The sequence below is a fragment of the Streptomyces sp. NBC_00554 genome, assembly GCF_041431135.1.
Taxonomy (GTDB): Bacteria; Actinomycetota; Actinomycetes; order Streptomycetales; family Streptomycetaceae; genus Streptomyces.
In genome coordinates, this window is the sequence record NZ_CP107799.1 from 7,666,628 (window position 1) to 7,692,779 (window position 26,152).

The following is a 26,152-nucleotide window of genomic DNA, read 5'->3' on the forward strand; positions in this document are numbered from 1 at the left end:
TGTGCCTACACCGCCATGGGCCGGTCGTACGGTCCGATGGGCGCCGGCAGTCGCGAGTCGCCGCCCGTCAGCCTGCGGTCCACCGCGGCCGCCACCGCGCGGCCCTCGGCGATGGCCCACACGATGAGGGACTGGCCGCGGGCCGCGTCCCCGGCGGCGTACACCCCGGGGACGTTGGTCGCGAACTCCGCGTCACGGGTGATCGTGCCGCGCGGATCGAGGGCGATCCCCAACTGGTCGATCAGGCCGTCGTGGCGGTCGGGCCCGGAGAAGCCGAGAGCGAGCAGCACCAGGTCGGCGGGGAGCGTCCGCGCGGAACCGGGGACCGGGCGGCGCCCGGCGTCCACCTCGACTAGGTGCAGCGAGCGCACATGCCCGGCCGCGTCCCCGGTGAAGCGGAGCGTGGACGCCGCGAAGAGCCGCGCGTCCGCGTCCGCCGCGGGCGCCGTCTCCAGCGCACCGGCCTCCTCGTGCGCGGCCGAGAGCCGGTAGATCTTCGGATACGTCGGCCAGGGCTCGGCGTCCTCGTCGCGCTCCGCCTCCGGCTGCGCGTAGATGTCGAGCTGGGTCACGGACGCCGCGCCCTCACGCACGGCGGTCCCCAGACAGTCGGCGCCGGTGTCCCCGCCGCCGACGATGACGACATGCTTGCCGGCGGCGGACAGCGGAGACGTCTCCAGGTCGCCTTCGCACACCCGGTCGGCGAGCGGCAGGTACTCCATCGCCTGGTGAATACCTTGCAACTCCCGCCCTGGTACCGGTAGTTCACGCCAGGCAGTTGCACCGACGGCGAGGATCACGGCGTCGTAGCGCGCCCGCAGCTCCGCCGCCCCGATGTCCCGCCCGACCATCGTCGACGTACGGAACTTGGTTCCCTCCGCCCGCATTTGACCGAGTCGCCGGTCCAGGTGCCGCTTCTCCATCTTGAACGCGGGGATCCCGTACCGCATGAGCCCGCCGATCCGGTCGGCCCGCTCGTACACGGCGACGGTGTGCCCGGCCCGCGTCAACTGCTGTGCCGCGGCAAGCCCGGTGGGCCCCGACCCGATGACCGCGACGGTCCGCCCGGAGAGCCGGTCCGGCGGGCGGGGTGGCGTGAGACCGTCCGCCCAGGCGCGGTCGGCGATGGCGACCTCGACGTTCTTGATGGTGACCGCGGGCTGGTTGATCGCGAGCACGCAGCCCGCCTCGCACGGCGCGGGGCACAACCGCCCGGTGAACTCGGGGAAGTTGTTCGTCGCGTGCAGCCGGTCGCTCGCCGCCCGCCAGTCGTCCCGGGAGACGAGATCGTTCCACTCGGGGATCAGATTGCCCAGCGGACAGGCGTCGTGGCAGAACGGGATCCCGCAGTCCATGCAGCGGTCCGCCTGCCTGCTGATGATCGGCAACAGCGCCCCGGGGACGTACACCTCGTTCCAGTCCCGCACCCGTTCCCCGACGGGCCGACGCGGGTACTCCTCGCGCGGTGTCGTCATGAATCCCTTGGGATCGGCCATGGCCGTCTCCCTTGCGTACGCGACGGGCACGGGGCCGCGCGGCCGTCGGACGTCTTCGGCCCACGGCCTTCGGGCGGCACTCCTTTCCCGCCACGATACGTCGCCTCCGTGGGCCCCGCCGCTCAGCTGAGGGCTCGGACGAAGACTCAGGCGAGGGCAAGGACGTACGAGATCGACGCGGCGGCCGCCGCGAACGTGCGCACGTGGTTCCACACCGTCCACTCGCGCACGTACGTGGGCCAGTACGCGGCGGCCTCCTGGCTCCCGGGGTCCATCTTGGCGAGCGCGTCGTTGCGCGGGACGTTCGCGGCGATGGTCACCCCGAAGCACCCGAACAGATACAGCGCGCTGCCCAGCAGCAGTTCCACCGTCCCCTCGTCCGGCCACAGCACGAACGTGACCACCGCGAGGACGGCGCACAGCAACGCCGACCCGATGAACGCCAGCATGAACGCCGGCCGCAGTACGACCACATTGATCGACTTCATCGCGGCAACCCCCTGCGCGGGCGGCAACTCGGCGAGCGCCCGCATCACGAACGTCGAGAACCCGTAGAACACCCCGGCCACCAGCCCACACCCGAGCACACCCAGCAACGTCAGCACGAAGTACGGCCCATCGATCATGTCCACTCCCACATCGACCCCGAAGTCCATCACCACAAGTGAAAACCCGTACGACGACGGTGACCATGCCTGAGCGGCGCGCGAACATACGCGAGTGTCCAGCCGACGGGACTCTCCGACGCCGGAGATCCTTCAGCCCGTCCCGAGCGTCTTCAGCCCGTCCGGCGTTTGAGGACGAGGCCGTTCAGGCCGACAGCGGGGGTCTGGGGGCGGCAGCCCCCAGGAACGGGACGGGCAGGGGCGGAGGGGGCGAAAACCCGCTTCTACCTCGGCGTGGGTGAGACATCCGGTTGGGATGAGGCACCTGGTCGGGGATGAAGTGCCCGGGGACGAGACGCCCGCGCAAGCGAGGCGACCCCACGCCCTCGTCACGACGACACCTCCCCAGCCCGCCACCCCCGCAATACGCCCTCCACCACCTCCGAGACCCGCCGCCGCGCCTCAAACCGACCCACACCACTCATCAGCAACTGGTCATACCCCGTGTCCACGTGCCGCACGGCCGCCCCCACCGCCGAGACCACCGCGCCCTCGGACAACGCCCGGCCCGCGGCACTGCGCCCGACCCGCCCACTCCCACGCACCGACGCGTGCGCGGCGATGTCCCGAGCCCGGTCACCCGGACAGCCGGGAAACATCCGGAGGATCTCCCGCGCGAACGCCTCCGTGAACCGCAGATCCTCCGCCTCCCGCCGCCGAGCGTCCCGCGCCCGTCGCCGCCGCCGGGCTTCCGCATCCGCCAGGCACCGTTCCTCGGCCCGGGCGAGCGCCGCCTCCTCGACAAGCACGCCCTGCCGCTCGTACCGGCTCCTGCGCCGGTTGAACCGCACCACCACCGCCGACAGCGCACTCCCCTCCCGCGACCTCCGCGTCAGCGCGGTGTCGCCCCGCGGCAGGAACACCAGATGCCCGAGATCCGCGCAGTCCAGGCACCACGGCGCCCCCTCCTCCAGCACCAGCAGCGTGAGCGGCCCGGTCCGGCACGCGGCACACTGCCGCTTCTTGAGCGGCTGGACCACGAGAAGTCCAGTGCGGTGTACGGAAGTTGCGATCGGTGCCATAAGCGTTTCATTCCCCCGTCCGACCCAGGATCTACGTCGAGGGCGAGCCGTCCCCGGGTAGCCACCGGATCCGCGCAACCCGGATGCCCCCTCCTCGACGCCACCCGCGCCTGAACTGCGACGCATCTCCCTCACCTCCTCGCCTCCCGCCCCACACGCCTACGAGAACGCGTCCTGATCGCGGCATCATGGGCCCTGTGCGACTCGAAGCGATCACCTGGGAACGGCTCGGCGACCGTCTCGCCGAGCGGCTGCTCGACCTGAAACCGGACGACGGCAGCCCCTGGCCGCGCATCGCCTTCGACGGCGCCCCGGCCGCCCGCCCCGGCGACCTCGCGCACCGAGTCTCCGAGGCGCTCCGCATACGCGGCCGGTCCTCGCTGGTCGTCGGCACGGAGGGCTTCCTGCGCCCCTCGTCGCTGCGGCTCGAATACGGGCGCGAGGACGTGGATTCGTACTACGACGGCTGGTTCGACACCGGCGCGCTGTGGCGCGAGGTCTTCGGCCCCCTCGAACCCGGTGGTGACGGCCGTGTCCTGCCCGACCTCTGGGACCCGGCGACCGACCGCGCCACCCGCAGCCCGTACGTCCAACTCGCGCCCGGCAGCCCCCTGTTGCTGCACGGCCCCCTCCTCCTTCGCCACTGGTTCCCCTTCGACCTCAGCGTCCATGTGCTCCTTTCCCCGGGCGCACTCCGCCGCCGTACCCCCGAGGCCGAGCACTGGACCATCCCCGCCTTCGCGCGCTACGAGACCGAGGCGGACCCGGGCGCCACGGCCGATGTTCTGGTGCGCGCCGACGACCCGCGCCATCCGGCGTGGAACGGCTGATCTCGATCAGTTGTCCAAAACCCTTCTACATGCACGTGCATGTAGTTATGCTGCTGGTCATGACGATCTCCTTCGGTGAATCGGCCCGCGCTCTCCTCGATGCCAAGAACTTCGCCAGCGTCGCCACCCTCGGTCCCGGCGGCGCTCCCCAGAACTCCGTGGTCTGGATAAAACGTGAGGGCGACACCGTGCTGTTCTCCTCCACCGCCGGACGCCAGAAGGTGCGCAACCTCCAGCGGGACCCCCGCATCAGCCTCTCGGTCTTCGACCTCGCCAACCCCTACACCTCCGTGGAGATCCGCGGCACCGCCGAGATCCTCCCCGACGACGCCAAGCGCCTCCCGTACGAGCTCTCGCACAAGTACCTCGGCATCGACCCGCCGGCGGAGAAGGACGACGAGGTCCGCGTGATCATCCGTGTCGTCCCGGAGAAGATCGTCGGCTTCTCCGCCTGATCCGGAACCGGGAAATCCGACCCGGAACCGGGAACTTCCGGGTGCGTTTCTCCGGGCGCGCGGCGAGAATGTAGGGCGCCGGGACTAGCGGTGCGTTCGCGCCGCGCCGGCCGTCCGGCACCGGGAGGTACTTCATGACCACCGCCGGAGACATCATGCACCGTGGTGCCCAGTGGATTCCCGCCCACGAGACCCTGGACCGCGCCGCCCAGCTGATGCGTGAGCTCAACGTGGGCGCCCTGCCCATCAGTGACGAGAACGAACGGCTATGCGGCATCCTCACGGACCGCGACATCGTGGTCGGGTGTGTGGCCATGGGTCACGACCCGGCACGGGTCACCGCGGGCGAGATGGCCCAGGGCACTCCGCGCTGGATCGACTCGGGCGCCGATGTCGGCGAGGTGCTTCAGGAGATGAAGGGGCACCAGATCCGCCGGCTTCCCGTGATCGAGAACAAGCGCCTGGTCGGCATGATCAGCGAGGCTGACCTGGCCCAGCACCTGACGGACGAGCAGCTCGCCGCCTGGGTCGAGAGCGTCTACGCGAGGAGCGCGACGAGCTGACCTCGTCGATCTTCCCGATCCCGCCGACCGCACCGCGTCCCGTTCGTTCCCGAGTACGCCCCTTCGTCCGGTTGGCCGTGCCGGGCGAGAGGCGTCCCCGGTGTCACAGCCAGCCGTTGCGCCTGAATCCCCGGTACAGGACGAGGCAGGCGACGGTGATCACGCTGATGACCAGCGGGTAGCCGAACCGCCAGTGAAGCTCCGGCATGTTGTCGAAGTTCATGCCGTACACCCCACAGACCATCGTCGGCACGGCGATGACCGCCGCCCACGCCGTGATCTTCCGCATGTCCTCGTTCTGCGCGACTGTGACCTGTGCCAGATGCGCCTGCAGGATGGAATTGAGCAACTCGTCGAAGGCGGCGATCTGCTCGGTGACCCGCATCAGATGGTCGGAGACGTCGCGGAAGTAGGCCTGTATCTCCGGGGGGACCACCCGTATCGGCCGGGTGGTGAGCTCCTGGACCGGGCGGGCGAGCGGCACCACGGCCCGCTTCAGTTCAAGGAGTTCACGCTTGAGCTGGTAGATACGGCCCGCGTCGGCCCGTGCGCCGTTCTCGGCGAAGACGTCGGCCTCGACCTGGTCGATGTCCGCCTGGACCGAGTCCGTGACATTCACGTAGTCGTCGACCACATGGTCCGCGATCGCGTGCAGCACCGCGGCCGGCCCCTTGGAGAGCTGTTGGGGATCGGACTCCAGCTCCTCGCGCAGCGGGCCCAGTGACCCGTGCCTTCCGTGCCGCACCGTGATGACGAAGTCGGGCCCGACGAAGACCATGATCTCGCCGGTGTTCACGACCTCGCTGGTCGCTGTCAGTTCCTTGTGCTCGACGTAGCAGACGGTCTTGAACACCGCGAACAGCGTCTCGCCGTACCGTTCGAGCTTCGGGCGCTGGTGGGCTTCCACCGCGTCCTCGACGGCCAGGGGGTGAAGGTCGAAGAGGTCGGCGATGCCCGCGAACTCCCGGTCCGTCGGCTCGTGCAGCCCGAGCCAGACGAACCCGTCGCTCTTCTTGCGGACCCGCTCCACGGTGTCGACCAGATCGCGGCCGCCGGGGACTCTGGCGCCGTCCTGGTAGGCCACGCAGTTCACTACCGCCGAACCCAGCGGGGACCGGGCGGGGTGGCTCAGGTCGACACGGGTGTGTCGCCGTGCCAGCCGCGCCACCTTGCGGAGGCCGCTGACCTTGTCGAGGCCCGCGACCTTCCGCAGATTCCCTGCCATGGACATCTGGATCTCCTTGCGTGGATCCCCTCGCGCCGCACTTTGCGCCTTGGCGTGCCAGTTTGCCAGGCCGGTTCGCTCGCCGGGGAAGCCTGTGGGAACGGAGCATTCCGTTCCGGTATGCCGATACGCCGGGCTGTGGGTGAGTGTCGCCAACGGGAGCGTCGGCGATTCCGGACAAGCGGTCCAACTGGGATGATCTCGCCATGACGCGAACCGACGGGTATCTCCTCGACAACCGACAGACCGAGGCGGGACAGCGCTTCGACGCCTTCGCCACTCTCTTCGACCCCACGACGTTCCGGCACCTCGAGCGCTTCGGCATCGGGTCCGGCTGGCGCTGCTGGGAGGTCGGCGCGGGCGGCACGTCCGTGGTGTCCTGGCTGGCCAAGAAGGTCGGCCCCACCGGACGGGTCGTCGCGACCGACATCGACACGTCGTTGGTGGCGCCCGCCGCCCGTCCGCCGGTCGAGGTACGCGTCCACGACGTGGGTGCCGAGGAGCCGCCGGGTGAGGGCTTCGACCTCGTGCACGCCCGGCTCGTGCTGGTTCATGTGCCGGACCGGGAGCGGGCGTTGCGGTCGATGATCAAGGCTCTGCGGCCCGGCGGCCGGCTCCTCGTCGAGGACGCCGACCCCGCCCTGCAGCCATTGCTCTGCCTCGACGAGTACGGCCCCGAGCAGCAGCTCGCGAACCGGCTGCGCCAGGGACTGCGCAGCCTTCTCGCGGAGCGCGGCGCCGATCTCGCGTACGGCCGAAAGCTCCCGCGGCTGCTCCGCGAGGCAGGGCTGCGCGGCGTGGAGGCCGACGCGTACTTCCCCGTCACTTCGCCCGCCTGCGCCGAGCTCGAATCCGCGACGATCCGTCAGATCCGGGACCAGCTCGTCACCGCGGGCCTCGCCACCCACGAGGAGATCGACCGCCACCTGGCCAATGTGGCCTCCGGTTCCCTGGACCTGGCGACGGCACCGATGATCTCGGCCTGGGGACGCAAGGGTTAGGAATGAGAAGGGAGTCGGCAAAGCGCGGTCACGCACTTGCCGGCGGTCTTCCTCCGACCCGTTCCACCGCCATCGCCCCCGCCCCGCACCCCTCCACCGCTGCCTCCTCGGGCTCCGCGCCCGAGAGCAGGGCGGCGAGGAACGCTCCGGTGAAGGCGTCGCCCGCGCCCGTGGTGTCGTGGGGTGTGGCGGGCGACGCCGGAACACGGGCGTGGACGGCGCCCGCACGGGCCACCAGGGCTCCGTCGCCGCCCTGCTTGGCGACGACCAGGGGGACGTGGTGGCTCAACTTGGCCGCCGCGTCCGCCGGATCGGGCAGCCCCGTCAGCAGGAAGGCCTCGTCACGGCTGGGCAGCAGGATGTCGACGCCCTCGGCGAGTGCGAGGAAGCGGTCCACGCCCAGTTGCGTGAGGAACCCTGCCGATGCCGGGTCCAGGCTCACCGATACGCCACGCGCGCGTGCCGACTCCAGCGCCACCGACACCAGCGCCCGCCCCGACTCGGAGAAGAGCAGGTAACCCGACAGATGCAGCCGCGCGACCCCGTCGAGCAACGCGGCCGACCAGTCGCCGGGTTCGAGCCGCAGCGCGGCTCCGCTGTCCGTGAGGAACGTGCGCTCCGCCGAGGCGCCCGCGTCCACCAGGCAGATGACCGTCCCCGTCGGCGCCTCCGGATCGACGACGAGAAGAGGACGTACTCCGCAAGCCGCCAGCTCACGCTCGTGCCATACGGCCGCGTCCGCACCCACCCGTCCCAGCAACCGCACGTCCGCGCAGCCCCAGTACGCCGCCCAGCATGCGACGTTGGCGCCTGCCCCGCCCGGCAGGGTACGTATCGTGGCGGCGGTGTCGGTGCCCGTCGCGAGCGGGCCGCGGTGCCGGGCGACGACGTCGGTGACCACGTCACCGACGACGAGCAGCGCCCCCGTGCGCGCGCTCCCGGCAGCCGCGTGATGTCTGGCGCTCACGCCGCTCCGGCCCAGGCGGCCGCGATCCGTCCCGCGAGGCGTACGTTGCCGCGTACCGCCGCGAGGTTGGCGCTCAGCGAGGCGCCGTCCGTGTGCCGGACCAGATAGTCGAGCAGGAACGGCGTCACGGCCTGCCCTGTCACGCCCTCCGCCTCGCACGCGTGCAGTGCGTCGGCGAGCACGCGCGTGTGGAGCGCGGGATCGAGCTGCTCCTCTTCAGGGACGGGGTTCGCGACAATGAGCGCCGACTCCGGACCGTCCAGCGTGTCCTGCGCGCGCATGACATCCGCCACCTGCCCGGGCGACCGAAGCGTCCACTCCACCGGATGCCCCGAGTCGGACAGATAGAAGCCGGGGAACCGTTCCGTGCCGTATCCGGCCACCGCCACGCCCAGCGTCTCCAGGCGCTGCAGCGTCGCGGGCACGTCCAGGATCGACTTGACGCCCGCACACACCACCGTGATCCGGGTACGCGCAAGAAGGCCCAGGTCGGCCGACTCGTCCTGCGTCACCGTCCACTCCCGGTGCACCCCGCCGAGCCCGCCCGTCGCGAACACACGTACGCCCGCGCGGGCGGCCAGCAGTGCCGTCGCCGACACGGTCGTGGCCCCGCTCGCTCCCGACGCCACGGCGAGCGGCAGATCGCGGTGCCCCAGCTTGCGGATCCCGTCCTCGTTGGCGACGCGCTCCAACTGCTCCTTGTCCAGTCCGACAAGGGGCCGCCCGTCGAGCACGGCGATCGTCGCGGGGACGGCGCCCTCCTGCCGTACGACATCCTCCAGCTCCAGAGCGACCTGCAGATTGCGCGGGCGCGGCAACCCGTGCGCGATGATCGTCGACTCCAGGGCCACCACCGGCCGGCGCGCGTCGAGCGCCTCTCGCACCTCTTGGGACACCACGATCACGCGTCTGCCTCCTGTTTGGTCGGTCGTCTTTCCTCATCTCTGGCGAGCGGCACGCCAGGTCAAACCCTTGCGGCCACCGCCGCGCGCCCTCAGCCTGGGGGCATGACGGACAACTCGACACGTCTCGACCATGTCGTCCTCTGGGTGCGCGATCCGGTCGCCTCGGCCGGCTTCTACGAGGAGGCGGTCGGCCTGGAGCCCCTGAGGGTCACCGAATTCGCCGCGGGAAAGGCGCCGTTCCCCTCCGTACGCCTCAATGAAGAGACCATTTTCGATCTCATGCCGCTCCCCATGGCGGCGTACATGAACATGGTCCCCGGAGGTGCCGACAGCGCCGGCCACCCGGTCAACCACGTATGCCTGTCCCTCCAGGGGGACGATTTCCAGGCGCTGCGGACCCGTCTGGAGGAGCGGACCGTCCCCGTCTCGGAATTCTCCTACGACTCCTTCGGCGCCCGCGGAATGGCCAAGCGCAGCTTCTATTTCCGTGACCCGGACGGAAACGTCTTCGAGGCGCGGCACTACGAGTAGCGCGCGAAGGGGTGCCCACGCGCGCGTGGGCACCCCTTCAGGACCTCAGACCGGCCGTACGCCGGCCAGTGCCCCATGCGGATCGAGTACGTACTTGCGGCTGGCGCCCTGGTCGAACTCGGCGTAGCCGCGCGGTGCGTCGTCCAGGCTGATCACCGTGGCGTTGACCGCCTTGGCGATGTGCACGCGCTCGTGCAGGATCGCCTTCATCAGCCCCCGGTGGTAACGCATCACCGGGCACTGCCCCGTGGTGAACTGATGACTCTTCGCCCACCCCAGGCCGAGCCGCACCTTCAGCGTCCCGGTCCGGGCGTCCTGGTCGACCCCGCCGGGGTCGTCCGTGACGTACAGCCCGGGTATGCCCAGGGCGCCGCCCGCGCGCGTGATGCCCATCAGCGAGTTGAGGACGGTCGCGGGCGCCTCCTGGGCGTTCAGGCCGTGGGCCCGGGCCTCGAAGCCGACCGCGTCGACGGCCGCGTCGACCTCGGGCTCTCCGAGGATCTGCGCGATCTGGTCCTCCACGCTGCCGCGTGACACGTCGACGGTCTCGCAGCCGAAACTCCGTGCCTGGGCGAGGCGTTCGGCGTTGAGGTCCCCGACGATGACGACCGCGGCACCAAGGAGCTGAGCCGAAGCCGCGGCTGCGAGACCGACCGGGCCCGCTCCTGCGACGTACACCGTCGAGCCGACCCCGGCGCCCGCGGTGACCGCGCCGTGGAAGCCGGTCGGGAAGATGTCCGACAGCATGGTGAGGTCGAGGAGCTTCTCCCGTGCCTGGTCCCGGTCGGGGAACCGCAGCAGGTTGAAGTCCGCGTACGGGACCATGGCGTACTCGGCCTGCCCGCCGACCCAGCCGCCCATGTCGACGTAGCCGTAGGCGGCGCCCGGCCGGGCCGGGTTGACGTTCAGGCAGATGCCCGTTTTCTGTTCCTTGCAGTTGCGGCACCGCCCGCAGGCGATGTTGAACGGCACCGAGACGATGTCCCCGACCTCGACGAACTCGACGTCCGGGCCGCGTTCCAGTACCTCTCCGGTGATTTCGTGTCCGAGGACCAGCCCCTCGGGCGCGGTCGTACGGCCCCGCACCATGTGCTGGTCGCTTCCACAGATGTTGCTGGCGAGCACCTTGAGGATGACCCCGTGCCGGCACTTGCGGCCGACGTTGTCGGGTGCCACTCCCGGCCCGTCCTGCAGTTCAAGCGTCGGGTGGTCGATGGTCCTGACCTCCACCGCACCCGGCTTGAGATACGCGACTGCCCTGTTTCCGGTCATGCCTGTTCGCCGTCCTTTCAGCCCCGTTGCTTCGGACGTCAGCGGCTGTGCGCATGGCGGAGTCTGCTACCAGGCGTGCGGTCCGGCCACCCTTCGCGCCAGGGGTTTCTGGTCCCTGATGGCGGCTTGCCCTTAAGGTGACCGCTCATGACCACGAACACCCAGGCCACGCCGTCCTTCGCCGTGCACATCCCCGATGCCGAGCTCGAGCCGGAGCCGCTCGACCCGGCCCAGATCGTCTCCGGCGACCCGGTCGTGACGGGCAAGGTGCTGTGGGAGTCGGCCGACGGCAAGCAGCTGCGCGGCATCTGGCAGATCACGCCCGGCGTGGTGACCGACACCGAGGCGAACGAGCTCTTCGTCGTCGTCAGCGGCCGTGCCACGATCGAGGTCGAGGACGGCGACGTCATCGAGGTGGGCCCCGGCGACGCGGCGATCCTGCGCGAGGGCGACCGCACGACCTGGACCGTTCACGAGACGCTCCGCAAGGCGTACCACATCAGCCTCTGAGGGCCTGTTCGGCGCAGGGCACGCTTCCGCCTGGAAGAGCAGGGCCCGCTCCGCCTAGAACAGCGGCTCCGGAAGCACCCCTTCCAGCGCGAGAAGCTTCCGCTTGGTCTCCAGCCCGCCCCCGAAGCCCCCGATGCCGCCGTCGCGCTCGACGACCCGGTGGCACGGCACGACGACCGGCAGCGGGTTCGAGCCCATGGCCACGCCCACGGCCTGCGCCGCGCCCGGCTGGCCGACCCGGCCTGCCAGGTCGCCGTAGCCCACGACCGCGCCGTACGGGACGCCGGACGCCAGCTCGCGCAGCACCTGGCGGTTGAACCCGGAGATCAGCGACCAGTCCAGCGGCAGCTCGAAGTCACGCCGCTCGCCCGCGAAGTACGCCGTGACCTGACGTATCGGCTCGGCCAGGAGCGGGGAGCCGGGTGCCTCGACGGGCTCGCTGCCCAGACGTGAGGCGAGCCGGTCGAGCGCCTTGTCGCGCACCGCGTCCGTGGCGTGGAACACGACGTTCACCAGGCCGTCGCGCGTCGCCGCCAGCAGCAGCGGACCGATGTCCGTGCCGACGACCGCCCACACGACCTGCTGCTCGTTCTGCCCGTGGCTGTTCATGCGATCCACCGTACGGCGCACCACTGACAACGCCCCGCGACCGGACACGGACAGCATGAGCGTGACGGCGGAGAGTCAGCAGGTGCGGCCGGTGCCGGCGTGACACAGGAAGGTCAACGGAAAAGGGGTACGGGATGGCCACATATTGAATGGAGTTGGCCGAGTCCACACACTGGCGCCGCACAAGTGGGGCGAGGCCGTGTTTCTTTGCCGGAAAATCGTTCGACCGTTCCAGTGGGGGTCATACTCTCTGCCTCAACCCTGACCGTTCTTACGGTCCCGCGGGTGGGGGCAATTCAGAAAATTCCGGGCGAAACCGGGCGGGAAGGATAGCCGCGCATGCAGGGCACGGTCGACGGCTTCAGCTACGGACTCGTCACACCGGTAGTGGCATATCTCATGGCCTGCCTGGGAGGAGCGCTGGGGCTGCGCTGCACCACCAGATCGCTTCTCGTCGCCCGTTCCTGGCGGGCCGGCTGGCTCGCACTCGGCTCGGCCGCGATCGCCTCGGGCATATGGACCATGCACTTCATCGCGATGATGGGGTTCACGGTCGAGGAGACCCCGATCCGCTACGACAAACCGCTGACCTTCGCGAGCCTGGGCGTGGCCATCGTGATGGTCGGCGTCGGGATCTTCATCGTCGGCTACCGGGGAGCCACCGGTACGGCGCTCTTCACCGGGGGCACCATCACCGGCCTGGGAGTCGCCTCGATGCACTACCTGGGCATGGCGAGCATCAGCCTCAACGGGAGGCTCGAGTACAACACCCTCACCGTCTCCGCCTCGGTCGTCATCGCCGTCGTCGCCGCCACCGCCGCCCTGTGGGCCGCCGGGCAGGTCAGGGGATTCCTCTGGAGCGTGGGCGCCAGCCTCGTCATGGGGCTCGCCGTCACCGGCATGCACTACACCGGCATGGCCGCCCTCAGCGTCCATCTGCACAGCACGTCCAGCACTCCCGTCGGGGACTCGACCGCCGCCCTGATCGCGCCCATGATGATCGGCCCGCTGGTCTTCCTCTGTCTGGCGGGCGTCGTCGTGATGTTCGACCCCCTGATGGTCATGGGGAAGCCCGACTGGACGCCCAAGGACAACAGGCCGGGCATCCCCGCCCACCCGGCCGTCCCGCACTCCGGCCGCCGCCCGCCGCTCCGCCCCGGCCGGGACCGTGGACGCCGGAGCTCCCGTACCCCGCAGAACTGGTGATCCGGCACCGTTGTCAGTGCGGGGTCGTACGGTTGATTCCATGCGGCCCGTATCCAAGATCGAACGTTCGGTGGCGCCCTTCGAGGTCGTCAGCCCCTACCAGCCGAGCGGTGACCAGCCGGCGGCCATCGCCGAGCTGGAAAAGCGCATCCGCGCAGGTGAGAAGGATGTCGTCCTGCTGGGTGCGACCGGCACCGGCAAGTCCGCCACCACCGCGTGGATGATCGAGAAGCTCCAGCGCCCCACGCTCGTCATGGCACCGAACAAGACCTTGGCCGCCCAGCTGGCCAACGAGTTCCGCGAGCTGCTGCCGAACAACGCCGTCGAGTACTTCGTGTCGTACTACGACTACTACCAGCCCGAGGCGTACGTCCCGCAGTCGGACACCTACATCGAGAAGGACTCCTCGGTCAACGAGGAGGTGGAGCGCCTGCGCCACTCCGCGACCAACTCGCTGCTCACCCGCCGCGACGTCATCGTGGTCGCCTCGGTCTCCTGCATCTACGGCCTCGGTACGCCGCAGGAGTACGTGGACCGGATGGTCCAGCTCAAGGTCGGCGACGAGATCGACCGCGACGACCTGCTGCGCCGCTTCGTGGACATCCAGTACACGCGCAACGACGTGGCCTTCGCGCGAGGCACCTTCCGGGTCCGCGGCGACACCATCGAGATCTTCCCGGTCTACGAGGAGCTCGCCGTCCGCATCGAGATGTTCGGCGACGAGATCGAGGCCCTCTCCACGCTCCATCCGCTCACCGGCGAGGTCATCAGTGACGACACCTCGCTGCACGTCTTCCCGGCGTCCCACTACATCGCGGGCCCCGAGCGACTGGAGCGCGCCGCCAACGACATCGAGAAGGAGCTGGGGGAGCGTCTCGCCGAGCTGGAGAAGCAGAGCAAGCTCCTGGAGGCCCAGCGCCTGCGCATGCGTACGACCTACGACCTCGAGATGCTCCGCCAGATCGGCTCCTGCTCCGGCGTGGAGAACTATTCGATGCACTTCGACGGCCGTGAGCCGGGCTCCCCGCCGAACACACTGATCGACTACTTCCCCGACGACTTCCTGCTCGTCCTCGACGAGTCGCACGTCACGGTCCCGCAGATCGGCGCCATGTACGAGGGCGACGCCTCCCGCAAGCGCACCCTCGTGGACCACGGTTTCCGGCTGCCCTCCGCGCTGGACAACCGCCCCCTGAAGTGGGAGGAGTTCCAGAAGCGCATCGGGCAGACGGTCTATCTGTCCGCTACCCCGGGGAAGTACGAACTCTCGCGGGGGGACGGTTTCGTCGAGCAGATCATCCGGCCCACCGGTCTCGTCGACCCCGAGGTCGTCGTCAAGCCCACCGAGGGCCAGATCGACGACCTGGTGCACGAGATCCGCAAGCGCACCGAGAAGGACGAGCGCGTCCTGGTCACCACGCTCACCAAGAAGATGGCCGAGGACCTCACCGACTACTTCCTGGAGCTCGGCATCCAGGTGCGCTATCTGCACAGCGACGTCGACACCCTGCGCCGCGTCGAGCTGCTGCGGGAACTGCGCGCGGGCGAGTTCGACGTCCTGGTCGGCATCAACCTCCTCCGTGAGGGCCTGGACCTGCCCGAGGTCTCCCTGGTGGCGATCCTCGACGCCGACAAGGAGGGGTTCCTGCGGTCGGGCACCTCTCTCATCCAGACCATCGGCCGTGCGGCGCGCAACGTCTCCGGTCAGGTCCACATGTACGCCGACAAGATCACCCCGGCGATGGAGAAGGCCATCGACGAGACCAACCGCCGCCGGGAGAAGCAGGTCGCCTACAACAAGGAGAGGGGCATCGACCCGCAGCCTCTCCGTAAGAAGATCAACGACATCGTGGCGCAGATCGCCCGCGAGGGCGTCGACACGGAGCAGCTGCTCGGCTCGGGTTACCGCAAGGGGAGCGAGGGCAAGGGTGCCAAGGCCCCGGTGCCCGCCCTCGGCGGCAAGGCGGCCAGGTCCGCCAAGGGCAAGGGCAAGGAGACGGTTCCGACCGACCGCCCCGCGGCCGAACTCGCCGGGCAGATCGAGGAGATGACGGCGCGGATGCGTGCCGCGGCGGCCGATCTCCAGTTCGAGATCGCGGCCCGGCTGCGTGACGAGGTCTCCGAGATGAAGAAGGAGCTGCGGCAGATGAAGGAAGGCGGGCTCGCCTGACGCCCTTATACCGGTGCCGGACCCCGGCCTGTACGCACTGTGTTGCAAGACCGACACAAAGTGCGCCCCAGGGTTCGGCACTGTCAGTGCCGCTGCGTAGGGTTCTGGTCATCCGCGGACTCCGCGGAAACAGGGGACAGTTCGAGAGGGGATCTGCGCGTGGTCGACGTATCCAAGGGCGGTACGCCCGGTGGGCCTGGCGTCAATCTGACCAAGGGTCAGGCCATCAGTCTGGAGAAGAAGGGCGGGGGCACCCTCACCGCGGTGCGGATGGGGCTCGGCTGGCAGGCGGCACCCCGGCGCGGCCTGTTCGGCTCGCGCACCCGGGAGATCGACCTCGACGCCTCGGCCGTGCTGTTCGCCGACAAGCAGCCCGTCGACGTCGTGTTCTTCCGTCACCTCGTCAGCGACGACGGCTCCGTGCGGCACACCGGTGACAACCTCGTCGGCGGTGCGGGTCAGGGGGGCGACGACGAGTCCATCCTCGTCGACCTGCAGCGCATCCCGGTCCACATCGACCAGATCGTCTTCACCGTGAACTCCTTCACGGGCCAGACGTTCCAGGAGGTGCAGAACGCGTTCTGCCGTCTGGTCGACGAGACCAACGGCCAGGAGCTCGCCCGCTACACGCTCGCAGGCGGTGGGCAGTACACGGCCCAGATCATGGCGAAGGTGCACCGGGCGGGTGCGGGCTGGCAGATGACGGCCATCGGCACGCCGGCCAACGGCCGCACGTTCCAGGACCTGATGCCCGCGATCCTGCCGCAGCTGTAGGCAGCCCGGCGCGCAGCACACGAAGCGACATAGGGGGACAAGGCGATGACGGCCGAGCTGGTCCGGGGGCAGAACCATCCGCTCTCCCAGGTCCGTCTTGAGGTCCGCGTTTCGGCCGGCAAGCCGATCGTGGCCGGGGCCACGCTCAGCGATGAGCAGGGCAGGGTCCGCGGCGTCGAGTGGGTGGCCCACCCGGGCGCGCCCACTCTGCCCGGACTCGAGGTCTCCAGGCAGGCGGCGGCCGACCACCGCCTCGCCTTCGACCTGGACGCCCTGTCGGAGGCGGTGCACCGGGTGAGTGTGCTGCTCGCGCTGCCCTCCGGGGTCGGCGGCCCGGTCCGGTTCGGAGCCGTCGCCGCCCCCTTCGTCGCCGTCACCGGGCTCGACGGCTCCGAGGTCGCCAGCTACACCGTCACCGGCCTGGACGCCGAATCGGCCGTCGTCGCCCTGGAGCTCTACCGCAGACAGGACGCGTGGAAGGTCCGCGCGGTCGGCCAGGGATACGCGGGCGGTCTCGCGGAACTCCTCGCCGACCAGGGCCTGCCCGAGGCGCAGCAGCTCGCGGGCAGCATCAACGATGCGGTGGCCCAGGGACTGGCCCGCTCGGTGGCGGCACCCCCGCCCCGTACGCCGGACGCGGACCGCTCACGACAGGCGGCCACCTCGGCGACGGGAGGGGACCAGCCGTACGCGGGACCGCCCCAGGGCGCCTCCGGGAACGTATCGCCGCCGCAGTCCCCGTACGACCTGCCCGGTGCGCAGGGCACCACAGCCCCGCAGACGAACTACCCCGCGGGCGCCTCGCAGGCCGACCCGTCCGCCGTCACCCAGCCGTCCGCACCCGGCGCCGGCGATCCGATCAACTACACCCACCCCGGCAGGCAGAACGCCGCGCCGCCTCCGCCCCCGCCGACCGCACCTCCCGCACAGCCAGGGCAGCCCGCCCAGCCCGTCGCGGGCGACGCCACCGGCTGGTCCATGGAGGAGCGGCTCTACAACCAGGTGTGGGGCATGTTCGAGGACCTGGCCCGCACCACCGCCGCGTATCGCAGCGCCGTCGACTTCGCCGACTCGCGGATGGAGCAGGAGCTCGACAAGGTCCTGTCCGACCCGCGCAGCCGCATCGGCGGGCAGGGCGATGCCGCGCGCGAGGCGGCTCAGGCCAAGCACGCCCAGCTGGTGGACCAGGCCCGGGCCGCCCTCGACCGGGACCTCGCGCAACTCCGTGCCGAGGCCGATGTCGTCGAGCCCGCGCTGCCCGCCGCGTACGCGCGCTGGGACAACCCGGTCTGGCACGGCTACCGGGTGCCCATGGAGGTTCCGATGGCCTTGCGCCTGGGTGATCTCCGTCTGCCGGAGAGTGAGAGTCTGAGCATTCCGATGCTGGTCCGGCTGCCGTTGGAGCGCGGGCTGTGGATCGACAGCGGCCGCGCCGCCCTCGGCGACTCGCTCGCGGACTCCGACGAACTGCGTCGCCTCGCCATGGACACGGCGGTGGCGCATGCCGGGCGGCTGCTCGCGGTGCATCCCCCGGGCGAGTTCACGGTGCACGTCATAGATCCGGCCGGGTCGGGCGCCTCCTCCCTCACGCCGCTGGTGCGGTCGGGAGTGCTCGACGGCCCGCCCACCGTCGGAGCCGCGGGGGTGGCCGACGTCCTGGCCCGGCTCACCCAGCGCGTCGACCTGGTGCAGATGGCGGTGCGTGGGGGAGCGGCCGACTCGCTGCCCCCGGACCTCGACACCGCTGAACAGCTGCTGATCGTCAACGACTTCCCGCACGGTTTCGACGACCGCGCCGTGACCCAGCTGCGCTATCTCGCCGACGAGGGGCCGGCCGTCGGAGTCCACCTGATGATGGTGGCCGACCGGGAGGACGCCGAGGCCTACGGGCCGCTGCTCGACCCGCTCTGGCGCTCACTGCTGCGACTCACCCCGGTGCCCGACGACCACCTCGCCGACCCCTGGGTCGGACACGCCTGGACGTACGAGCCCACGCTCGTCCCAGCGGGCAGTCAGGTGCTCCAGCAGGTCCTCACGCAGGTTGCGGCGGCCCGCCGTTCCTGGAACCGCTGAGGCCTTCAGAGGGTGTACCAAGTATCAGTAAAGTCTCCTGACCAGCAGTTTTGGTCTTTCTTTTACTAATCTCTTTACCTTTCCTTGGTGGTTCGGGTACTGTTTTCCTCACGGAGGGGAGTACTCCCTATCTACTGCGGCGCACCCGTCAATACGGATCAGGCCAGATCCCGGGGCGTCGGTCCGCAGGCACCGGGCGCATCACGCGCGCCGGCCGCCACGGGCGGAAGAGACCTCCAGCAGCGACGACGCTGAAATCTGCCGTTACGAACTGCCGGAGGCGCAGTGGATGTTTCCGTGGCCCTATGGGTCCTGACGATCGCGGGCCTTGCCGCCCTCATTGCCGTCGACTTCTTCATCGGCCGCAAGCCGCATGACGTATCCATCAAGGAAGCCGGAATCTGGACGATCGTCTGGATCGTCCTGGCCGGACTGTTCGGGCTCGGACTGCTCGTCTTCTCCGGCGGCCAGCCCGCCGGAGAGTTCTTCGCCGGCTTCATCACCGAGAAATCGCTGAGCGTCGACAACCTCTTCGTCTTCGTCCTGATCATGGCGAAGTTCGCGGTGCCCACGCAGTACCAGCAGCGGGTGCTCCTCGTCGGTGTGCTCATAGCCCTGGTCCTGCGCGCGATATTCATCGCCGCCGGTGCCGCGGTCCTCGCGAACTTCGCCTGGGTCTTCTACATCTTCGGCGCGTTCCTCATCTACACCGCCTGGAAGCTGATCCAGGAGGCCCGCGCCGACGACGAGGAAGAGGACTTCGAGGAGAACCGGCTGCTCAAGGCCGCTGAGCGACGCTTCGGCGTGGCCGACCGCTACCACGGCACCAAGCTGTGGATCCAGCAGAACGGCAAGCGCGTCATGACGCCGATGCTGGTCGTGATGCTCGCGATCGGCACCACCGACGTGCTCTTCGCGCTGGACTCGATCCCCGCGATCTTCGGCCTGACCCAGGACCCGTACATCGTCTTCACGGCCAACGCGTTCGCGCTGATGGGTCTGCGACAGCTGTACTTCCTCATCGGCGGCCTGCTCAGGAAGCTGGTCCACCTCAGCTACGGCCTGTCGGTCATCCTCGGCTTCATCGGCGTCAAGCTGGTGCTGCACGCGCTGCACGAGTCGGGCGTCCATGTTCCCGAGATCTCCATCCCGGTCTCCCTCGGCGTGATCTGCGCTGTCCTGGTCGTCACGACGATCACCAGCCTGATCGCCTCCAAGAGGCAGGCGGCGCGGGAAGAGACCGAGAGCGCTCCGAAGGACAGCATCGACGTCTGACGACGCCGGACGTAGGAACAACCACCCCCGGGAGCGGTACGCGGCGAATTGCCGAGCACCGCTCCCGGTGCTTGCTTGGGACCTGAGCGCTCCCCGGCCGGGGGAGGCCCGGCCGGGTGGAGGCACCCATGAAGTTCGTGCAGATCATCGACTTCGAGACCGAGCGCATGGACGAGATGCGGGAACTGGTGGACCAGGCGGCCCAGCGCGCCGCGGGCCGCACCGGCGGCCCCACACACCGTCTCGTTCTTCAGGACCGCAACACGCCCAACCGCTATCTCGTGCTGATCGAGTTCGAGTCGCACGAGGATGCCATGCGCAACAGCAACGACCCGGAGACGACCAGGATGGCGGAGCAACTGGCCGCGCTGTGTACCAGGCCGCCTTCCTTCACCGACTGCGACGTACGGGAAATGACCGAGCTGAAGTAACGGCCCGGTCCCGGGACAGGAGCCCCGCATCACCGGAATGCGGGGCCCCTGTCCGCCTGAAAGGATCACTGCATGATCGTTCGGTTCCGGTCACTCATGACGCGATGGACGTCCGTCGTGCCCGTGATCGCACTGGTCCTGCTGGCCTTCACCTGGGGACGCGACCTGCCCGGAGCGGTCGTCGCGGTGGTGACGGTGGTCCTCGCCGGAGCCGTGCTGGCCGCCGTGCACCACGCCGAAGTGGTCGCTCACCGGGTCGGGGAACCCTTCGGCTCACTCGTCCTCGCCGTCGCCGTCACGATCATCGAGGTCGCCCTGATCGTCACCTTGATGGCGGACGGCGGCGACAAGAGCTCGACCCTGGCCCGCGACACGGTGTTCGCGGCCGTGATGATCACCTGCAACGGAATCGTCGGCGTGTGCCTGCTCGTCGCCTCACTGCGCCACGGACTGGCGGTCTTCAACGCGGAGGGCACCGGGGCCGCCCTCGCGACCGTGGCGACGCTGGCCACCCTCAGCCTGGTGTTCCCGACCTTCACCACCAGCAAGCCGGGCCCGGAGTTCTCCACGGCCCAGCTCACCTTCGCCGCGCTCGCCTCGCTGGTCCTGTACGGCCTGTTCGTCACGACCCAGACCGTGCGGCACCGCGACTACTTCCTGCCGATCACCCGACAGGGCAAGGTCATCGACGTGGACGACCACGCCGACGCCCCGTCCGCCCGTACGACCCGCATCAGCCTGGGGCTGCTCGCCGTGGCCCTCGTCGGTGTGGTCGGTCTGGCCAAGGGCGTGTCGCCGACCATCGAGTCCGGGGTCGAAGCGGCGGGTATGCCGGCCGCCGTGGTCGGTGTGATCATCGCGCTGCTCGTGCTGCTCCCCGAGACCATCGCCGCGCTGCGGTCGGCCCGCCGCGACCGGGTGCAGACCAGCCTGAACCTCGCTCTCGGCTCGGCGATGGCCAGCATCGGCCTCACGATCCCTGCCGTCGCGCTGGCCTCCGTCTGGCTCTCCGGACCGCTCGTGCTCGGTCTCGGCGCCACCCATATGGTGCTGCTCGCGCTGACCGTGGTGGTCAGCTCCCTGACGGTGGTTCCAGGGCGAGCCACGCCACTGCAGGGCGGCGTCCATCTGGTGCTGTTCGCGGCGTACCTGGAGCTGGCGATCAACCCCTAGGGCGCGTCACTCGGTGGTTCGTGCCGCAAGCGGTTCGTCACTCCGTCGCCGGTACGACCGTCAGCCGCGGCACCGGCCGGGTCTCCGGCAGCAGTGCGAAGCACCCCAGGCTGAGCAGCGCGATCCCCGTCAGATAGGCGGCGACGCCCCAGGGGACCCCTTCCCCCTGCGCCACCGCCGTCGCCACGATCGGGGTGAGCGCGCCCCCGAGGACGCCGCCCAGGTTGTAGCCCACCGCCGCGCCGGTGCAGCGCACCCGGGGTTCGTACAACTCCGGCAGATACGCGGCGATGACGGCGAACATCGTGATGAACGAGATCAGCGCCACCAGGAAGCCGAGGAACATCAGCAGGGGTTCACCGGTCGACAGCAGCGCGATCATCGGGAACATCCACAACGCGGCGCCCGCGCAGCCCACCAGACACAGCGGCCGCCGTCCGTAGCGGTCGCCGAGCAGCGCCATCAGAGGCGTCAGGGAGCCCTTCACCACCACGGCGGCCATGATGCAGGACAGCATGACGGTACGGCTCACACCGAGCCGTTCGACTCCGTACGCGAGTGCCCAGGTCGTCACCGCGTAGAACACCGCGTATCCGACCGCGAGGCCGCCGGCCGTCAGCAGCACCAGCCGCCAGTGATCGCGCACCACTTCGGCGAGCGGCACGCGCGCGTGGTCCCGCATCTCCAGGAACTGCGGGCTCTCCACCAGCGAACTGCGCAGCCACAGCCCCGCCGCCGCGAGCACGCCCGCCGCCCAGAACGGCACCCGCCACCCCCAAGCCGCGAACTGCGCGTCGGACAGCGTCGCCGACAGCACCAGCATCACGCCGTTGGCCAGCACGAACCCCAGCGAAGGGCCGATCTGCGGGAAGCTCGACCACAGCCCGCGCCGCTCGGCGGGAGCGTGCTCGGCGGTCAGCAGCACCGCCCCGCCCCACTCCCCGCCAAGTCCGAGCCCCTGCAGAAAGCGCAGCACCAGAAGGAGTACGGGAGCGGCCACACCGATCGTGTTGTACGTCGGTACGCAGCCGACGGCGACGGTCGCCGCGCCGGTCAGCAGCAGCGAGGCGACGAGGACCGGCCGCCGCCCGTGCCGGTCCCCGATGTGCCCGAAGAGCACCGAGCCGAGCGGGCGTGCGACGAAGCCGACGCCGAACGTCGCGAAGGCCGCCAGTGTCCCCGCCAGCGGAGAGAACGTCGGGAAGAACAGCGGCCCGAGGACCAGCGCGGCCGCGGTGCCGTAGACGAAGAAGTCGTAGAACTCGATGGCCGTCCCGGCGAGCGAGGCGGCCGCGAGCCGGAGCATGGAGGGCTTCTTAACTGTGTGTACGTCTTGCATGCCGCGTCAACTACCCACGGTGATCGGCGGTTACGGGGGCGCGCGGAGGCTCGTTCCGTGTCAGTAGGTGACCGTGATGCGCCGGGCCGGGCCGTCGACGCGGATGGTGCCTCCATAGGGGATGACGATCTGCGGATCGGTGTGACCGAAGTCCACATCGAGGACGACCAACATGTTGGGCGCATATATGTCGACGGCCCGGAGCACCGCCTCGTGCTGCTCCCGTACGTAACGGGCTCTGGCATCGGCGTCGTTGGGCTGCTCGAACGACCACGCCTTGGGGCGGGCCATCAGGAGCGCCGGGAAGCGCTGCAGCAAGCCACGCTCGCCCATGCTGCGCAGGATCCAGAAGACGTCGCTCGCTCTCGGCATCTCCTCCGAGGTCTCCAGGAACAGCACGTGTCCGTCGTACACGGAAGGATCACGGGAGATCTCGCGGTCCGCCATCAACAGCCAGGAGAGGATCTCGAGGTTGCCGCCCCAGGAGCGGCCCTCGACCACGCGGTCCGGGCGGTGCCAGGTCCAGCCGTCGCCCGGTTCCGTCGACGGCTCGGACTCGAAGGTCGCCGGGTCCTCCCAGGGGCGGTTGACCTCACCGAATCGGTCGGCCGCGCGCAGCTCGTACGGCCCGGAGGTGAACAGCGCGGCCCGCAGCGACTCGGCGGTCAGCGGGTCCATGGCACCGGGGCGACCGAGCTCGCACATCACCGATCCGCCGTGGTAGCCGACGATTCCGGCGTTCCACAGGTATGCGAGGAGGTTGGTGTTGTCGCTGTACCCGAAGAACGGCTTCGGGTTCGCGCGGATCAACTCCCGGTCCAGCAAGGGCAGCACGGTGATCTGGTCGTCGCCGCCGATCGAGGAGATGACGGCCTTGATCGTCGGGTCGGCGAACGCCGCGTGGATGTCGTCGGCACGCTCCTGAGGCGTCGAGCCCATCTTCCGGGTCGCCGGATACTCGACCGGTTCGAGGCCGTACTCCTTGCGCAGCCTCTCCAGCCCCAGTTCGTACGGAAGCGGCAGGAGCCCGGGGAGGCCGGAGGACGGCGAGATCACCGCTGCCCGGTCGCCCGGCGAGGGCTTGGGAGGGTACGAGGGCGTCGTCATGACGGGAGGGTATGGGGCGCTACCGGCTCGGCGCACCGTGATAAACCGGGTCTGAGCAGCGGTCCTCAACGGGCCGGCAGACCTGGAAGGACCGGAGGAACTGTGCCCCGCACACTTGCCAACGCCCCGATCATGATCCTCAACGGGCCCAACCTGAACCTTCTCGGGCAGCGCCAGCCGGAGATCTACGGCTCGGACACGCTCGCCGACGTCGAGGCCCTGTGTGCCAAGGCGGCGGCCGCGCACGGCGGCACGGTGGACTTCCGCCAGTCCAACCACGAGGGCGAGTTGGTGGACTGGATCCACGAGGCACGCCTGAACCACGCCGGGATCGTGATCAACCCGGCCGCCTACTCGCACACCTCCGTCGCGATCCTGGATGCGCTCAACACCTGCGACGGCCTTCCGGTGGTGGAGGTCCACATCTCCAACATCCACCAGCGCGAGGAGTTCCGGCACCACTCGTACGTCTCCCTCCGCGCCGACGGGGTGATCGCGGGGTGCGGTGTGCAGGGGTACGCGTTCGCGGTGGAGCGGGTCGCGGCGCTCGCGGGGACGGGGCAGACGGAGGCCTGACAGTGCTGGTCACCCGGAGGCCTGACGGTGCCGGGCAGGCGGAGGCGCGACGGCGTGGGGCAGGCGCAGGCGCAGACCTGACGGAGCGGGGGCGTGCGACCGCCTGGCGAAATGGCAAGCGGACGCATGGAGTCCGATTGTCGGTGGCGGATGCCACGATCAATTCATGGATTTCTTCGAGGGATTGATCGCCCCGGACGAGCCGGACGAACCGCAACCGGAGACGCATCACCGGCTGGGCGCCTATCGGCCGGGCGGGGACGAGCCGTTACCGCCCGCCAACTGGTTCCTGCCCGCGCAACTGCCGCAGGTCACCGAGCTGGGCGTCGGCCCGGATGTCCGGATCATGCTCACCGGCTGGCAGGTGTGGCCCGGTTCGGTGACGCTCCGGCTCGGCGTGTTCCTGCGGACGATACGACAGGGTGGCCAGACGCATCCCGTGCGCTTCGGGGCAGGCCGTGCGGGAGCCGGAGCTCTGCGCTTCGGCGTGCTGCTCGCCGACGGAAGGCGGGTCACCACCCTCGACGGGCACCCGTGGCCCGCGCCCACGGAGGGGCCGCCGCGGCCGACGCTCCAGTTGCGGGGCGGGGGCGGCGGCGGATTCCACTATCAAGTAGAGCTGCACCTCTCGCAGTTGCCGCCGGAAGGGCCCATGCAACTGGTGGCCGAGTGGCCCGACCAGGGTGTGCCCGAAATCCGTACGGAGATCGATGCGACGGTGCTGCGAGCCGCGGCCGCCGAGGCGGTCGAGATCTGGCCGGAGAGCGAGCCTCCACCCCCTGCGGAGCAGGGCGGGAAAGCGGGGAGTTTCGCGATCATCAGCATGGGGCCGTCGGAAATCATGGCGCAGGCGATCGTAGGCCCCGCGGGGCGGCGCGGCAGCCGGCCGGCAGGTCCGCCGCCGCCGACCCCGGAGCGCAGTGACTGGGAGGGCATGGGACTCGCGGGATGGCAGGACATCGACCTGGTCAGAACACGCCTCGCGCACGGCGCTGACCCTGTGGCGCGACTGGATTCCTGGTCCGACGAGACGCCACTGCACCGCGCCGCGGAGCATGGCGTACCCGAGGTCGTCGCCGAACTCCTGAGGCACGTGCAGGACGTGGACGCGCAGGCGCGCGAGGAACGCACCCCGCTGTGGGAGGCGGTCTGCCACGGCAAGAGGGAGGCAGCGGAGTTGCTGCTCGCCGCGGGCGCCGACGCCTGGAGCCCGCAGATGGGCGGACGGTCTCCTGGCCGCCTCGCACTCACCACCGAGCTGGCCCCGCTTTTCCAGGCGCTGCCGAATGCCGTGCTCCTCACGCCGGATGAGCACGCGGCCCAGGAAGACGCCGACCGCAGGGCCGCCGTCTTTCACGACATGCACCTCGACGGACTGTCGGTTGCCTTTGTGGCGTCGATCGACGAGGAGACGGTGATACGCCGCCTGGGCGCCGACCCGGCCGCCGCTCCGGTACTGGACCTCGACAGGGAGCCGGGTCCGTACGGCACAGGGCCCAACGGGTTCGACCCCGATGACTACGACCTCGCCGAGCGCTTTGTGGGCGTGACCGGAGTGGCGGGCGGGTGCGTCCTGATACAGCCCGCCTGGTACTACCTCAGCAGGCCGGACATTCTCAACGCCCTCTCGCCCGGAACCACCGCGTACGGGCTCTACTTCAATCCGAAGGGAGGCACCTTCGGAGAATTCTCGCGAGACGGCCGCAGCGAGCGGCACGAGGAGATCGGCTCCGTGTCCGGGGACGAACCCGACCTCCACTGGCTGTACCGCTTCTGGCAGTGGGACAAGCCCGGGATGTGGGGCGCCCACTCCCTCGCGTACGCCTCACACATGGGCGGAATACGCGTGACCAACCGTGCTGCGGTCGTGGGGCCGCCGCGGCGCTGGGCGGAGATACCCGAGGACAGCGAGCTGCTGAGCTGACGCACGCCTTCCCGAGCGCCGTGTCACCGGCTCCAAGGCCGATGTCATGCCGG

Annotated in this window: 25 protein-coding genes; 15 read left to right on the forward strand and 10 right to left on the reverse strand. The window is 69.8% G+C overall.

Annotated elements, in window-relative coordinates; all coding sequences use genetic code 11:
* Positions 1-5: 5 nt before the first annotated feature.
* From OG266_RS33775 to OG266_RS33785, 3 genes are all read right to left on the reverse strand, one after another.
* The gene (locus tag OG266_RS33775; RefSeq protein WP_266465661.1) at positions 6-1,496 is read right to left on the reverse strand and encodes a glutamate synthase subunit beta; all 1,491 of its coding nucleotides are present in this window, start codon (positions 1,494-1,496) and stop codon (positions 6-8) included.
* Between the two features lie 146 nt (positions 1,497-1,642).
* Positions 1,643-2,122, reverse strand: coding sequence for an anthrone oxygenase family protein (locus tag OG266_RS33780; protein WP_329548277.1), 480 nt, complete (start codon positions 2,120-2,122; stop codon positions 1,643-1,645).
* 368 nt (positions 2,123-2,490) lie between these two features.
* Positions 2,491-3,183: a DUF2293 domain-containing protein gene (locus tag OG266_RS33785; RefSeq protein ID WP_371550328.1), complete on the reverse strand. Its 693-nt coding sequence runs from the start codon at positions 3,181-3,183 to the stop codon at positions 2,491-2,493.
* Positions 3,184-3,371: 188 nt separating this feature from the next.
* Here OG266_RS33785 and OG266_RS33790 point away from each other — a divergent pair, with 188 nt between their 5' ends.
* The 3 genes from OG266_RS33790 (at position 3,372) to OG266_RS33800 (ending at position 5,031) form a co-directional block, all read left to right on the forward strand.
* Entirely contained in the window at positions 3,372-4,013 is a 642-nt protein-coding gene (locus tag OG266_RS33790) for a uridine kinase (RefSeq protein WP_371550330.1), read from the forward strand.
* Between the two features lie 59 nt (positions 4,014-4,072).
* A complete protein-coding gene (locus OG266_RS33795; RefSeq protein ID WP_266465672.1) occupies positions 4,073-4,468 on the forward strand; it encodes a PPOX class F420-dependent oxidoreductase in 396 nt (131 codons plus the stop codon).
* 134 nt (positions 4,469-4,602) lie between these two features.
* The gene (locus OG266_RS33800; protein WP_329548280.1) at positions 4,603-5,031 is read left to right on the forward strand and encodes a CBS domain-containing protein; all 429 of its coding nucleotides are present in this window, start codon (positions 4,603-4,605) and stop codon (positions 5,029-5,031) included.
* Positions 5,032-5,134: 103 nt separating this feature from the next.
* Here OG266_RS33800 and OG266_RS33805 read toward each other — a convergent pair whose 3' ends face one another.
* Positions 5,135-6,262, reverse strand: coding sequence for a magnesium and cobalt transport protein CorA (locus OG266_RS33805; protein WP_371550332.1), 1,128 nt, complete (start codon positions 6,260-6,262; stop codon positions 5,135-5,137).
* Between the two features lie 200 nt (positions 6,263-6,462).
* On the opposite strand from OG266_RS33805, the gene OG266_RS33810 reads away from it, so the two are divergent.
* Positions 6,463-7,257, forward strand: coding sequence for a methyltransferase domain-containing protein (locus OG266_RS33810; RefSeq protein ID WP_371550334.1), 795 nt, complete (start codon positions 6,463-6,465; stop codon positions 7,255-7,257).
* Positions 7,258-7,285: 28 nt separating this feature from the next.
* On the opposite strand, the gene OG266_RS33815 is transcribed toward OG266_RS33810, so the two are convergent.
* The gene (locus OG266_RS33815; RefSeq protein WP_371550336.1) at positions 7,286-8,224 is read right to left on the reverse strand and encodes a carbohydrate kinase family protein; all 939 of its coding nucleotides are present in this window, start codon (positions 8,222-8,224) and stop codon (positions 7,286-7,288) included.
* The gene (locus OG266_RS33820) at positions 8,221-9,129 is read right to left on the reverse strand and encodes a pseudouridine-5'-phosphate glycosidase (protein WP_371550338.1); all 909 of its coding nucleotides are present in this window, start codon (positions 9,127-9,129) and stop codon (positions 8,221-8,223) included. Before OG266_RS33820 ends, OG266_RS33815 begins: the two co-directional genes overlap by 4 nt.
* Before the next feature lie 102 nt (positions 9,130-9,231).
* On the opposite strand from OG266_RS33820, the gene OG266_RS33825 reads away from it, so the two are divergent.
* Positions 9,232-9,660, forward strand: a complete 429-nt coding sequence (locus OG266_RS33825; protein WP_266465690.1) for a VOC family protein — start codon at positions 9,232-9,234, stop codon at positions 9,658-9,660.
* Positions 9,661-9,705: 45 nt separating this feature from the next.
* On the opposite strand, the gene fdhA is transcribed toward OG266_RS33825, so the two are convergent.
* Positions 9,706-10,932, reverse strand: coding sequence for a formaldehyde dehydrogenase, glutathione-independent (fdhA, locus tag OG266_RS33830; protein WP_371550340.1), 1,227 nt, complete (start codon positions 10,930-10,932; stop codon positions 9,706-9,708).
* Between the two features lie 147 nt (positions 10,933-11,079).
* Between fdhA and OG266_RS33835 the strand changes: the two genes are divergently transcribed.
* Complete coding sequence (locus tag OG266_RS33835; protein ID WP_266465697.1) at positions 11,080-11,442, forward strand: cupin domain-containing protein; 363 nt, start codon at positions 11,080-11,082, stop codon at positions 11,440-11,442.
* A gap of 54 nt (positions 11,443-11,496) precedes the next feature.
* On the opposite strand, the gene OG266_RS33840 is transcribed toward OG266_RS33835, so the two are convergent.
* Positions 11,497-12,051 (reverse strand): methylated-DNA--[protein]-cysteine S-methyltransferase, encoded by a 555-nt coding sequence (locus OG266_RS33840; RefSeq protein WP_266465701.1) that lies wholly within the window; start codon positions 12,049-12,051, stop codon positions 11,497-11,499.
* A 339-nt stretch (positions 12,052-12,390) separates the two neighbouring features.
* Here OG266_RS33840 and OG266_RS33845 point away from each other — a divergent pair, with 339 nt between their 5' ends.
* From OG266_RS33845 to OG266_RS33875, 7 genes are all read left to right on the forward strand, one after another.
* Complete coding sequence (locus OG266_RS33845; RefSeq protein ID WP_371550342.1) at positions 12,391-13,257, forward strand: MHYT domain-containing protein; 867 nt, start codon at positions 12,391-12,393, stop codon at positions 13,255-13,257.
* Between the two features lie 40 nt (positions 13,258-13,297).
* Positions 13,298-15,427 carry an excinuclease ABC subunit UvrB gene (gene uvrB, locus OG266_RS33850; protein ID WP_266465706.1) on the forward strand — a complete coding sequence of 710 codons (2,130 nt, stop codon included), beginning with the start codon at positions 13,298-13,300 and terminating at the stop codon, positions 15,425-15,427.
* Positions 15,428-15,586: 159 nt separating this feature from the next.
* Positions 15,587-16,201 carry a TerD family protein gene (locus tag OG266_RS33855; protein WP_266465709.1) on the forward strand — a complete coding sequence of 205 codons (615 nt, stop codon included), beginning with the start codon at positions 15,587-15,589 and terminating at the stop codon, positions 16,199-16,201.
* Positions 16,202-16,246: 45 nt separating this feature from the next.
* On the forward strand, positions 16,247-18,274 hold the full coding sequence (locus OG266_RS33860) for a TerD family protein (protein ID WP_371550344.1): 2,028 nt from the start codon (positions 16,247-16,249) through the stop codon (positions 18,272-18,274).
* A gap of 285 nt (positions 18,275-18,559) precedes the next feature.
* Positions 18,560-19,549 (forward strand): TerC family protein, encoded by a 990-nt coding sequence (locus OG266_RS33865; RefSeq protein WP_266465714.1) that lies wholly within the window; start codon positions 18,560-18,562, stop codon positions 19,547-19,549.
* A 128-nt stretch (positions 19,550-19,677) separates the two neighbouring features.
* Complete coding sequence (locus tag OG266_RS33870) at positions 19,678-19,980, forward strand: hypothetical protein (protein WP_266465717.1); 303 nt, start codon at positions 19,678-19,680, stop codon at positions 19,978-19,980.
* Between the two features lie 72 nt (positions 19,981-20,052).
* Positions 20,053-21,153, forward strand: a complete 1,101-nt coding sequence (locus OG266_RS33875; RefSeq protein ID WP_266465719.1) for a calcium:proton antiporter — start codon at positions 20,053-20,055, stop codon at positions 21,151-21,153.
* A 37-nt stretch (positions 21,154-21,190) separates the two neighbouring features.
* Here OG266_RS33875 and OG266_RS33880 read toward each other — a convergent pair whose 3' ends face one another.
* Both OG266_RS33880 and OG266_RS33885 read right to left on the reverse strand, forming a co-directional pair.
* Positions 21,191-22,459: an MFS transporter gene (locus OG266_RS33880; protein WP_266465721.1), complete on the reverse strand. Its 1,269-nt coding sequence runs from the start codon at positions 22,457-22,459 to the stop codon at positions 21,191-21,193.
* Between the two features lie 93 nt (positions 22,460-22,552).
* A complete protein-coding gene (locus OG266_RS33885; RefSeq protein WP_371550347.1) occupies positions 22,553-23,599 on the reverse strand; it encodes a S66 peptidase family protein in 1,047 nt (348 codons plus the stop codon).
* Positions 23,600-23,701: 102 nt separating this feature from the next.
* Here OG266_RS33885 and aroQ point away from each other — a divergent pair, with 102 nt between their 5' ends.
* Positions 23,702-24,175 carry a type II 3-dehydroquinate dehydratase gene (aroQ, locus tag OG266_RS33890; RefSeq protein WP_329548293.1) on the forward strand — a complete coding sequence of 158 codons (474 nt, stop codon included), beginning with the start codon at positions 23,702-23,704 and terminating at the stop codon, positions 24,173-24,175.
* A 166-nt stretch (positions 24,176-24,341) separates the two neighbouring features.
* Positions 24,342-26,099, forward strand: coding sequence for an ankyrin repeat domain-containing protein (locus OG266_RS33895; RefSeq protein WP_371550349.1), 1,758 nt, complete (start codon positions 24,342-24,344; stop codon positions 26,097-26,099).
* Positions 26,100-26,152: the final 53 nt, after the last annotated feature.

What these genes read in the sequence shown, in the direction of transcription:
- OG266_RS33800 (WP_329548280.1), top strand. Translation starts at nt 4,603, where the DNA reads ATGACCACCGCCGGAGACATCATGCACCGTGGTGCCCAGTGGATTCCC.
- OG266_RS33780 (WP_329548277.1), bottom strand. Translation starts at nt 2,122, where the DNA reads ATGATCGATGGGCCGTACTTCGTGCTGACGTTGCTGGGTGTGCTCGGG.
- OG266_RS33875 (WP_266465719.1), top strand. Translation starts at nt 20,053, where the DNA reads ATGATCGTTCGGTTCCGGTCACTCATGACGCGATGGACGTCCGTCGTG.
- OG266_RS33895 (WP_371550349.1), top strand. Translation starts at nt 24,342, where the DNA reads ATGGATTTCTTCGAGGGATTGATCGCCCCGGACGAGCCGGACGAACCG.
- OG266_RS33805 (WP_371550332.1), bottom strand. Translation starts at nt 6,262, where the DNA reads ATGTCCATGGCAGGGAATCTGCGGAAGGTCGCGGGCCTCGACAAGGTC.
- OG266_RS33790 (WP_371550330.1), top strand. Translation starts at nt 3,372, where the DNA reads ATGGGCCCTGTGCGACTCGAAGCGATCACCTGGGAACGGCTCGGCGAC.
- OG266_RS33840 (WP_266465701.1), bottom strand. Translation starts at nt 12,051, where the DNA reads ATGAACAGCCACGGGCAGAACGAGCAGCAGGTCGTGTGGGCGGTCGTC.
- fdhA (WP_371550340.1), bottom strand. Translation starts at nt 10,932, where the DNA reads ATGACCGGAAACAGGGCAGTCGCGTATCTCAAGCCGGGTGCGGTGGAG.
- OG266_RS33785 (WP_371550328.1), bottom strand. Translation starts at nt 3,183, where the DNA reads ATGGCACCGATCGCAACTTCCGTACACCGCACTGGACTTCTCGTGGTC.
- OG266_RS33860 (WP_371550344.1), top strand. Translation starts at nt 16,247, where the DNA reads ATGACGGCCGAGCTGGTCCGGGGGCAGAACCATCCGCTCTCCCAGGTC.
- uvrB (WP_266465706.1), top strand. Translation starts at nt 13,298, where the DNA reads ATGCGGCCCGTATCCAAGATCGAACGTTCGGTGGCGCCCTTCGAGGTC.
- OG266_RS33870 (WP_266465717.1), top strand. Translation starts at nt 19,678, where the DNA reads ATGAAGTTCGTGCAGATCATCGACTTCGAGACCGAGCGCATGGACGAG.
- OG266_RS33795 (WP_266465672.1), top strand. Translation starts at nt 4,073, where the DNA reads ATGACGATCTCCTTCGGTGAATCGGCCCGCGCTCTCCTCGATGCCAAG.
- OG266_RS33810 (WP_371550334.1), top strand. Translation starts at nt 6,463, where the DNA reads ATGACGCGAACCGACGGGTATCTCCTCGACAACCGACAGACCGAGGCG.
- OG266_RS33885 (WP_371550347.1), bottom strand. Translation starts at nt 23,599, where the DNA reads ATGACGACGCCCTCGTACCCTCCCAAGCCCTCGCCGGGCGACCGGGCA.
- OG266_RS33880 (WP_266465721.1), bottom strand. Translation starts at nt 22,459, where the DNA reads ATGCTCCGGCTCGCGGCCGCCTCGCTCGCCGGGACGGCCATCGAGTTC.
- OG266_RS33775 (WP_266465661.1), bottom strand. Translation starts at nt 1,496, where the DNA reads ATGGCCGATCCCAAGGGATTCATGACGACACCGCGCGAGGAGTACCCG.
- OG266_RS33835 (WP_266465697.1), top strand. Translation starts at nt 11,080, where the DNA reads ATGACCACGAACACCCAGGCCACGCCGTCCTTCGCCGTGCACATCCCC.
- OG266_RS33825 (WP_266465690.1), top strand. Translation starts at nt 9,232, where the DNA reads ATGACGGACAACTCGACACGTCTCGACCATGTCGTCCTCTGGGTGCGC.
- OG266_RS33845 (WP_371550342.1), top strand. Translation starts at nt 12,391, where the DNA reads ATGCAGGGCACGGTCGACGGCTTCAGCTACGGACTCGTCACACCGGTA.